The organism is Ruminococcus sp. AM31-15AC (assembly GCF_003462045.1).
Classification (GTDB): domain Bacteria; phylum Bacillota; class Clostridia; order Oscillospirales; family Ruminococcaceae; genus Hominimerdicola; species Hominimerdicola aceti.
This window is the reverse complement of the sequence record NZ_QTYG01000070.1, coordinates 1-10,357: the sequence shown is the minus strand read 5'-3', so window position 1 is coordinate 10,357 and position 10,357 is coordinate 1. Positions and strand designations below refer to the sequence as shown.

The window sequence follows — 10,357 nt, the reverse complement described above, 5'->3', positions numbered from 1 at the left end:
AATCATAAATAATCATAAAAACACATACAAACTTCAAACAACAGTTTATATTAGGTATCTATTTGTTCTTTAAAAACTTTTTATATTGAGGCTTTGATATCAAATCGTCATTTAACATATTTTTTAAAACATCTGTTGGCACCTCTTTAGCTGTATTAGTGACCGCATAAGCATGCCACCCTGTAGCGGTATCAGGCTGGAACTTAATTATTTGATCATCGTATATATTATATAATTGTTTATTTGATGACGATGAGTACGCAGTATCAAGTAAATGTTGACCTGTTTGCATGTCCGGAATCGGATTATCACTACCCCAACCATGTCCTGGCACATGCTTATCGCTAGGATGATAAACTCTCGGTACATCATCTGAATTTTGTGAACTTCCTGATGGCGTACACTTCTTACCATTATGAACAAGAATACCGCTTTTACCAACAAAATATGTATGGAAATCTTCAACCTCAAAGTTGTATACATTTATCGGTGATTCAAGAATCTCATGATCAATCCACTCGACTGTTACTAATTCGCCGTTTGAGAGAACCAGTACATCGCCGGCACGCAATGCTCGAGCTGTAGTCCAACCGAATTTATAAACATAGAATGGGTGTGTACCTGTAGCTACTATTTCTTCTCCATTTACATGGATATGATAGAATTCGTCAGTTTCACTTACTGAAGTAGCATATACCTCCTTTAGCGCTACTTCACCTGTCAATTCGTCCTCAGACAGAACCTTATCTCCAACCTGAATTTCTTCAATAGGCTTATGTCCATCCTCGGTTGTAACAAGCGTACCCGCAACGAAGCAATACGAAGTTCCGAAGTCCTTTGCAGACCCCCACATTGATGAACCTGTCATTGCAACTGTAAACAAGTCGCCCTTTATTTCGTCCCATGTAAAGCTTGCTTCGCCTGTTATATACTTCTCTGCTATATTTCCGAACGTATATGTGCCTATAAGCATATTTCCAGCTGCGCCCGCTTTATGGAATGCACCTACTATCTTACAAGCCTTGCCGCCCTTTGCAAAAACTCCGACTGCGTCGCCCACTCCCGGAAGTGCTGACACTAAACTGCAAGCTGCGTTAAAATAGTCGCCCTCGGCAACATACCAAGCTGCATTGATTCCGTCAAATACAAAGCCAACGCCCGGGATCATGCCCAACAGGTCAAGAACATCATGACCTGTAATTCCGTCAAGCCAGTTAAGAAACGGACTTAGTCCGAACGGGTCGTTCAGGCTTATCGGATTGCCGTTGACATATGCGTACCTGTTCAAAGTCGGGGTGTCGGTTATCGAACCCGTCATAACGTCCTAATTGATAAAACGCTTGATCTCGGGGTTGTAATACCTCGCCCTCATGTAGTACAAACCGTTGCTGTCCGTAGCTACGCCGAGTTCGCCGTTATACTATTAAAACTACTTATATAGGAGCATCTGTTTTCCACATAGGAATTAAACTATCAACATCAAATTGTGGAATGTGCTTTTTGATTTCACACTCTAAATTCTCATAACCATTAATATCTCCCACATAAATATATTCAATGCAATCATTTTCATGAACGTCCAAATCATCATCTATAAAATAATTTGGAATAGAATATATATGAAAATAGAATTTTATATCTTCTTTATTAATTGGATATTTCTTTCTGTAATTTGATATTGAAAAGGTTCTACCACCTATATCAATATACCCACCAACCGTAATAAATCGTCTTTCAGTTTTAGCATTTGCTTCAAGTTCTGCTGACATTGTAACACCAGAAAATAAATACATTTTTGCATCCATACCTGTCACGCTCCAAAGAAGATTCTTATAACTTTTCCACGTTCAGGGTGTATTTGCAAATGAGGAGTTTTACTATCTGGATTCTTATCACTATGGAACTGCAATACTCCATTGCTGTCAAAAGTATCATCCCAATGATATGTACCTCCTCTACTGCCGTAAAAATTAGATACCTCTTTAGATGACCAACCAGATGTATTGACATATCCATCACCTTGATACATTCCCAAGAATAACTCTTCTGCCTGAGAGCGATTTGTAACTGTTACTGATAAAGCACCTTTTTCTAAATCTTCAGCACCAGATTTTACTTCTTTTGAAGACCATGGAATTTCATCTCCACACCCATTGTGAACAAAAATCCCATTTTCGCCCACAAAGTAAGTATGAAAATCTTCAACCTCAAAGTTATAAACCTTGATAGGTGATTCGAGAATCTCGTGCTGAACCCATTCAACTGTTACAAGTTCACCATTTGAAAGTACAAGAACATCGCCTGCACGAAGTGAACGTGCTAAAGTCCAACCAAGTTATTGATAGCAATTATTTTTACAATCCTAATTATACTATAAAATCTGTAAAAAATCAATAACCGAATACAGAAAAAGCAGACGTGGCAAAACGTCTGCTCAGCCATTTGGAGCAAGCAACGGGAATCGAACCCGCATCCCAAGCTTGGGAAGCTTGTATACTGACCATTGTACTATGCTTGCAAAAAGGCAATACTAAAATATATTGCCTTAGAGCAAAGCCCATTCACCACGGACTTTGCTCCTTCTTGTATTTTTTATTGTATCTCATCTTTAAACGCCAAGATGTGAACCCCACGCAAGCCCCAAGAGTGTTGTTGAAAACATCATCAAATTCACAAAGCCCTCTGCCTGTGATATACTGCGTTATCTCAATACCTGCCGAAAAAGCAAGGGACATAAGGAAAACGCTTTTGAACTTCGTGACGTTTAAAAGATATGGCAACAAAACACCCAAGGGGATAAACATTGCAATGTTGCCGAATATCTGTACCAGCCAAAAATCCCACAGATACTTGATGCTTATGTTCTCAAAAAGGTTTCGCACCTCCCAGAAGGGCACAAGCTCAGCCTGACGCTTGCCCCACTGTCTGTCTATGAGTGTGAGCCAGAGGACGGCAAAGATGTACACCGCAAACAGCGATGTAAGTATTTTTCTCTTTTTACTCCACCGTAACGCTCTTTGCAAGATTTCTCGGCTTATCAACGTCATAGCCCTTTCCTACTGATACATAATATGACAAAAGCTGAAGCGGTACTACTGAAAGGCTTGCCGCAAAAAGATTATCTATCCTTGGAGTATAAACTGTGAAGTCAGCAACGTCCTCCATAGCATAATTCCCGTAGGTAGTAAGTCCGAAAAGCTTTGCTCCACGGCTTTTTACCTCGACCATATTGCTTATGGTCTTTTCATAAAGTGCAGACTGTGTTACCACGCTGAACACGACAGTTCCGTCCTCGATAAGGCTGATAGGGCCATGTTTAAGCTCACCTGCCGCATAGGCTTCGGAATGGATATAGCTTATTTCTTTGAGTTTAAGGCTTCCCTCCATGCCTACTGCATAGTCGATACCTCTGCCGATAAAGAATGCGTCCTTTATATTCACTACCTTTGAAGCAAACCACTGCAAGCGCTCCTTATCCTCGAGAATTTTCTCTATCTTTTCAGGGATAGTATTGATCTCCTCAACGAGTTGAGCAAATCTTTCGTCGGATATCTCCCCTCTTGCTTTTGCAAACTGCATTGCAAGGAGATATGCGGCAACGAGCTGACAGCTATAGGCTTTAGTTGTTGCGACAGATATTTCAGGGCCTGCGAGGGTATAGAAGACATTATCGGCTTCTCTTGCGATCGATGAGCCAACCACATTTACGATACCGAGAGTTCTTACTCCTTTATCCTTACAAAGTCTTAATGCTGCGAGGCTGTCGGCAGTTTCACCCGACTGGCTTATGATGATAGCGAGGCTATTTTTTGCAAGCTTCATTTGTCTGTATCTGAACTCAGAAGCAAGCTCCACACGGACAGATAGTGAAGTCAGCTCTTCGATAACATACTGAGCCACCATACCCACATGGTAGGCAGAACCGCAGGCAACGATATACACCTGCTGGATATTTTTCATATCCTCGTCAGAAAGTCCGACGCTTTCAAAGCTTATATTTCCATCTGTAAGTACAGAATTGATAGTATCCTTTATCACCTTTGGCTGTTCGTGTATTTCTTTGAGCATAAAATGCTCATAGCCGCTTTTTTCTGCAGCTTCTGCGTCCCACTCGATAGTTTTCATTTCTTTCTGTATTTCTTCGCCATCGAGGTTGTAGAAAGTAACTGCGCCCTTTGTAAGTTTTGCAAGCTCCATATTGCCTATATAGTAGACATTTCTTGTATACTTAAGAATTGCAGGAACGTCAGAGGCAAGGTAGCTTTCACCGCCTGTTACTCCTATTATCATAGGGCTGTCTTTTCTTGCAGCATATATCTCACCGGGATAGTCCTTGAACATAACAGCGAGGGCATAAGAGCCACGGATACGGACGAGGGCGTGATTAAGAGCGTCAACAGGAGTACCCAGGTACTTTTTGTAATAATAGTCGATAAGCTTTACGGCAACCTCGGTATCAGTTTCAGACTTAAAGGTATATCCTTTTTTGATAAGCTTTTCACGAAGCTCCTGATAGTTTTCGATAATACCGTTATGTACGGCGATAACATTTTCATCGTCGCTGCAATGAGGGTGGGCGTTTACAGTTGACGGCTCGCCATGGGTAGCCCAACGGGTATGGCCTATACCGCAGGCGCCTTTTACAGCTTTTCCGTCGTTAGTCATTTCCTTTAGGACTTTCAGCTTACCTTTGGCCTTTACGATCTCAGGCTCTGCGTCACCGTTTCTTACAGCGATACCGGCAGAGTCATAGCCTCTATACTCAAGCTTAGACAGGCCGTCCAAAAGGATCGGGGCTGCCTCGTTATTTCCAGTAAATCCAACAATTCCGCACATAACAGTGTCTCCTTTAAGTTTTATTTTTGTTGATGTAATCTTCTATAGCAGGTCTATTGGGAGGAAAAATATCCTCGGGCAGGTCGCAGATATCAATAAATCTAAGCTGCGACACCTCAGAAGCCTGCATTTTAAGCTCGCCTGTATACTCGTGGCAGGTGTAGACGATATCAACGTTTGACACCTTATCGCCATTTGGATAAGTATACTGCATTTTTTCACCTGAATAGACTCCAAGCAGTTCGAGCTTTTTTGCTTTAAGACCTGTTTCCTCAAAAAGCTCTCTTTCGGCTGTTTGCTCAACAGACTCACCAAGCTCCACCGAGCCGCCTGCATATCCCCAGCTTCCGCAGTCTGTTCTCTGCTGCATGAGCATTTGACCTGCTTCGTTTATTACTATTACGCTTGCTCCCACCTGCAAGAGTGGGGTGTGGCCTAGGTGCTGGCGGAGGGATTTTATATATTCTGACATTACACAGGCTCCCCAAAAGTATCAGGGTGACTTGGATCAAATATCTCATTGCAGGTCATAACAGTAACAAGATCCTCAGTATCACTGAGATTGATAATGTTATGGGTCCAGCCAGGTATCATGTGGATAGCCTCGATCTTATCTCCACTGACCTCAAACTCAACTTTCTCTCCTGTGTTTATGTTACGCTCCTGTATCAGACCATGACCGTGGACAACTATGAAAAGCTCCCATTTTGAGTTGTGCCAATGCTGACCCTTTGTGATGCCCGCCTTGCTTATATTTATACTTACCTGTCCGCAATCCTCTGTATGAACAAGCTCAGTAAAACTGCCTCTGTTATCTACATTCATTTTCAGAGCATATTTGAATTTATCTGCAGGAAGATAAGTCAGATACAAACTATACAGTTTCTTGGCAAAAGAGCCCTTTGGCATTTTAGGCATAAGCAGGGTCTTAGGCTGCTGCTTAAATTTTTCAAGGAGATCTACCACCTCGCCCAAAGTTACCTTATGAGTAACAGGCACATAACAATATCTGCCCCTATCATTTGCGACAGGCATTACGCCGTCAAACTCGCAATGCTTTTCCTTGCCCTCAAGAAGATCAAACATACCTTCAACAAGGTCATCAATGTAAAGAAGCTCCAGCTCACTTGCTCTGTCGTTTATGGAATACGGCTCGTCATTAGCCACGCAGTAGCAAAGTGTTGATACAAATGAATTGTACTTTGGTCTTGAATGGCCCATAAGGTTAGGAAACCTATATATTGCGACCTTTGCTCCTGTTTCTGCGGCATATTTCCGGAAAAGCTCTTCACCCGCGAGCTTGCTTCTGCCATATTCTCCGTCATATCGTCCTATGAGCGTTGCCTGTATGGAAGACGAGAGCATGATAGATGCCTTGTTATCATACTTTTTCAGAGTATCAAGAAGCTGTGACGCAAAACCAAAGTTGCCTTTCATGAAATCCTCGGTATTCTCAGGACGGTTTACCCCTGCAAGGTTGAAAACAAAGTCTGCTTCCTTGCAATACTCGTCAAGCTGTTCCTTTGTGGAATCTATATCATACTCATATATTTCTTCAACAGAAATATTCGGTCTTGTTCGATTTTTGTTATCTCTGATATTTTTCAGATTATTCACAAGGGCTGTTCCAACCATGCCCTTTGCGCCTGTAACCAATATCTTCATATTTTCACGTTCCTTACTGATCTTTTCTCCAGACCATTTTGTTGACTACATTAACATATCCCTGAATGATCCTTACGACTTTCATTGATACTGTTTCGTCCACATAGTCAGGACACGGCTTGCCGAGAACGCCTTTCTGCTTCATTTCGATAGCCATATCTGTAGCATTGAGCAGCTCTTTTGTTGTAATTCCTGCAAGGATAAAGTCCCCTGCTTCAAGTGCTTCAGGGCGCTCGGTAGAAGTACGGATACAAACTGCTGCGATAGGGTGACCTATTGAAAGATAGAAGCTGCTCTCCTCAGGAAGTGTACCTGAGTCTGAAACGATAGCAAGGGCATTCATCTGCAAACAGTTATAGTCATTGAATCCCAGCGGCTCGTTTACTCTTACTCTAGGGTCGAGCTTAAAGCCGCTCTTTTCAAGTCTATGCTTTGAACGCGGGTGGCAGGAATACAATATTGGCATATCGTACTTTTCAGCCAGTGCGTTTATTGCAGTAAACAGACTTGTAAAGTTCTTTTCTGTGTCGATATTCTCCTCTCTGTGTGCAGAAAGAAGAATATACTTATCCTTTTCAAGACCCATACGTTCAAGAACGTCAGAAGCCTGAATTTTATCCAGATTACCACGAAGGACTTCCGCCATAGGCGAGCCTGTCATATATGTTCTTTCCTTTGGAAGTCCGGTATCAGCGAGATACTTTCTTGCAAACTCGGAATAGCAAAGATTTACGTCAGAGATAACGTCGACTATTCTTCTGTTTGTTTCCTCCGGGAGGCACTCATCCTTACATCTGTTTCCTGCTTCCATATGGAAAAGCGGGATATGAAGTCTTTTAGCGGAGATAGCTGACAGACAGCTGTTTGTATCTCCAAGGACAAGATATGCGTCAGGCTGCAATTCTGAAAGCAGTTCATAGCTTCTGCCGAGAATATTTCCGCAGGTAACGCCCAGATTATCCCCTACTACAGGAACAAGAATATCAGGACCGAACTCGCCGAAAGTGTTTTTCAGCTCGAAATCCTCCCAGAAAACTGTACTGAGGTTACGGTCCCAGTTCTGATTGTAATACACAACGCAGGTATCAAAATACTCACGGCATCTTCTTATTACAGCCGCCAGGCGAATGATCTCAGGGCGGGTGCCGCAGCCGATCATTACCTTTGTTCTGCCGTCATTTTTCCATTTAAAATTATGTTCCATATACTTTCCTCCCGAGGTCAGACACGACCTTTGGTAAAATCATTTATTCACAGGATACTGTCTAAGCTGCACAACTTCTCCGGCTTCTATCTTACTCAACGCTGCGATCCTATTTTCGCCTTTTACTATTGCTCCAAGGCAGATATGACAGCCTTGTTCGATCACACAGCCATGGTCCACGATAGCGCCCAGATTGATGATACAGCCACGTTTCACTGTCACATCTGTATTGATAACAGCTTTCGGAAGCACCACAACGCCATTTTCGACAGAAGCGGTAGGACTTACATAAGCTGTAGGATGCACAAAAGTGGCAAGTCTGCCGTCTGCTCTAGTTATTTTATCGCACCAAGACAAGCGAAACTCGTTATTTCCAAAGGCAGGAATAAATTCCGTATCGTCAGCAATATATTTAGTAAAAGAATCAAGCGTGCGGTCGGCAAATCTATCGTCCAGCATAGCTATCACATCATAGCCCAGCTGTTCAGAAACGTCCTTTACAGTATTTGCATATCCGCCCGCACCGAGGATAACCAACTTCTTTGACATATCAATCCTCAGCCAATCTCTCCTGGATATATGCAAGCTTAAGCATTTTTTCCTTTATTTCTTCCTTATTAAGGAGCTTTGTATTATTACTATTGAACTCAGTAAGAGTATTTCTGTCTGCATCGCCGTCTCTAAAGAACTTATCATAGTTCAAGCCTCTATTATCGGCAGGGACACGATAGAAGCCGCCAAGGTCGATAGCCTTTGCGCACTCCTCATTGGTAAGAAGTGTTTCGTACATTTTCTCGCCATGGCGGATACCAATGACTTTGATATCCTCTTTTTTGCCGCCAAACATTTCAGTAACGGCTTCAGCCTGAAGACCGATAGAGCAAGCGGGGGCTTTCATGATAAGCAGGTCGCCGTTTTCACCGTTCTCGAAAGCATAGAGTACAAGGTCGACAGCTTCTTCAAGTGACATAATGAAACGAGTCATATTAGGCTCTGTTACAGTAATAGGGTTGCCTGCTTTGATCTGATCGATCCACAGAGGGATAACAGATCCACGGGAGCACATTACGTTACCATAACGAGTACAGCAGATTTTAGTTTTTCCGCTATATCTGCTTTTAGCGATAGCGACGCTTTCTTCAAGAGATTTTGACTTACCCATGGCATTGATAGGGTAGGCTGCTTTATCAGTTGAAAGGCATATTACTGCTTCAACGCCCTCCTCGATAGCTGCTGTCAGGACGTTATCCGTACCGATAATATTAGTTTTTACGGCTTCCATTGGGAAAAACTCACAAGATGGGACCTGCTTGAGTGCTGCCGCATGGAATATGTAATCTACGCCATGCATAGCGTCCTTACAGGACTGCAAATTCCTTACGTCGCCTATGTAGAACTTGATCTTATCCGCTACCTCAGGCATTTTCGCCTGATACTCATGACGCATATCGTCCTGCTTTTTTTCGTCTCTCGAAAATATTCTGATCTCTCCGATATCTGTTTCCAGAAATCTGTTTAATACTGCGTTTCCAAATGATCCCGTGCCTCCTGTAATCATTAATGTTTTTCCTGTAAATAAAGACATTTTTTATCCTCCCTGTTACAATAAATCCAATAGTCCTTCTCGAACTAACGAATGACTTTCTCTATTTTTCTTAATTTTTCAGTATTTGCTTTTAGCTTTTTAATTTACTTTGACGCTCTTGAAAACCACCGTTTTCAAATAAATCTAATGTTATTCTTTCAGTAACTATAAAAACATCTCTCACCTGCTGTAGTTATGTAAGAATACATTATGACTTAAACTGCACATTCCAAATATATATGTTTTAGGAATTGTTACAATACTAGTTTCTCTCCCAAGATAGTATCAACATCTTTATTTTCACCAGGCGGTGTAAGCATTAATTCAACATCCATCCCAGCTGCTGGTGTAAATGTCAATTCGCCGAAATATATTTGATTATTCACTATATAAAAATCAACTCGTACAAATGGAAATTCCTTAGCCAATTTTTCTGCCATTTGCATAGCTTCAAAAGCTTTTTCTGGTTTTGGAATATATTCATTTGGTGAGTCAAGTGCTTCTTGTGTGTATGGCAATAAGTTCCATTCTCGATCTAAAAAGAAATATCTTGCTCTTTCTCCGATTACACGGTCTTTACAAATCATAACCGTAACACACTTCCCATTCATGCAAAAAAACTTATAATCTTCCGGAAGTTCTCCATCACTACTAGCTAAATACTTTTCAATAATAACATAAGGTTTAACATCTTTATACTGCATTTCAGAATATGCTTGCCAATAATTTAATCCGAACCATCCTTGAATTTCCTTCTTTATTTGTGGAATATCTATTTCCATTTTATCTTTTACAATTATATTTTTTCCACATCCAACATTAAATTTAATTGCAAACTTTTGCGGAAGAGAATCCCAATCTATTTTTTCAACATCGTCATAAACTCCAATTATTGGATTAAGCAAATCACCATACCCTTTTTCCTCTAGATATTCTCTTACACGATATTTATCGGCACACTGTTTAATCAATGGATTTTTCCAATACGTATTAAACTTCAACCATAGAATTTTTTCATTTAATGTCTCTGGATTGTTAAGATTTAAAAATCTTTTAAATTTAAAATA

Annotated in this window: 10 protein-coding genes, 1 tRNA gene and 1 pseudogene; all 12 read right to left on the bottom strand. The window is 41.2% G+C overall.

Going from position 1 to position 10,357, the window contains the following annotated elements; all coding sequences use genetic code 11:
- Positions 1–58 precede the first annotated feature (58 nt).
- Positions 59–1,318 carry a polymorphic toxin-type HINT domain-containing protein gene (locus DW793_RS13095; protein ID WP_118158402.1) on the bottom strand — a complete coding sequence of 420 codons (1,260 nt, stop codon included), beginning with the start codon at positions 1,316–1,318 and terminating at the stop codon, positions 59–61.
- 115 nt (positions 1,319–1,433) lie between these two features.
- Complete coding sequence (locus tag DW793_RS13090; RefSeq protein ID WP_117896328.1) at positions 1,434–1,805, bottom strand: hypothetical protein; 372 nt, start codon at positions 1,803–1,805, stop codon at positions 1,434–1,436.
- 5 nt (positions 1,806–1,810) lie between these two features.
- A pseudogene (locus tag DW793_RS13085) lies at positions 1,811–2,320 on the bottom strand (polymorphic toxin-type HINT domain-containing protein); the annotation flags it as partial.
- A 123-nt stretch (positions 2,321–2,443) separates the two neighbouring features.
- Positions 2,444–2,518 (bottom strand) — tRNA-Gly (locus DW793_RS13080).
- A gap of 43 nt (positions 2,519–2,561) precedes the next feature.
- A complete protein-coding gene (locus tag DW793_RS13075) occupies positions 2,562–3,047 on the bottom strand; it encodes a VanZ family protein (RefSeq protein WP_118158401.1) in 486 nt (161 codons plus the stop codon).
- The gene (gene glmS / locus DW793_RS13070; protein ID WP_118158400.1) at positions 2,998–4,836 is read right to left on the bottom strand and encodes a glutamine--fructose-6-phosphate transaminase (isomerizing); all 1,839 of its coding nucleotides are present in this window, start codon (positions 4,834–4,836) and stop codon (positions 2,998–3,000) included. Before glmS ends, DW793_RS13075 begins: the two co-directional genes overlap by 50 nt.
- Before the next feature lie 13 nt (positions 4,837–4,849).
- Positions 4,850–5,308: an NUDIX hydrolase gene (locus DW793_RS13065; RefSeq protein WP_117938537.1), complete on the bottom strand. Its 459-nt coding sequence runs from the start codon at positions 5,306–5,308 to the stop codon at positions 4,850–4,852.
- Positions 5,308–6,501, bottom strand: coding sequence for a polysaccharide biosynthesis C-terminal domain-containing protein (locus tag DW793_RS13060; protein ID WP_118158399.1), 1,194 nt, complete (start codon positions 6,499–6,501; stop codon positions 5,308–5,310). The genes DW793_RS13065 and DW793_RS13060 overlap by 1 nt, the downstream gene beginning before the upstream one ends.
- A gap of 13 nt (positions 6,502–6,514) precedes the next feature.
- Positions 6,515–7,705, bottom strand: coding sequence for a UDP-N-acetyl glucosamine 2-epimerase (locus DW793_RS13055; protein ID WP_022286574.1), 1,191 nt, complete (start codon positions 7,703–7,705; stop codon positions 6,515–6,517).
- A 39-nt stretch (positions 7,706–7,744) separates the two neighbouring features.
- Positions 7,745–8,254, bottom strand: a complete 510-nt coding sequence (locus tag DW793_RS13050) for a PglD-related sugar-binding protein (RefSeq protein ID WP_118158398.1) — start codon at positions 8,252–8,254, stop codon at positions 7,745–7,747.
- 1 nt (position 8,255) lies between these two features.
- Entirely contained in the window at positions 8,256–9,263 is a 1,008-nt protein-coding gene (locus DW793_RS13045) for a polysaccharide biosynthesis protein (protein WP_195221820.1), read from the bottom strand.
- Between the two features lie 281 nt (positions 9,264–9,544).
- A partial coding sequence (locus DW793_RS13040; protein ID WP_118158396.1) for an ATP-grasp fold amidoligase family protein occupies positions 9,545–10,357 on the bottom strand: 813 nt, incomplete at its 5' end.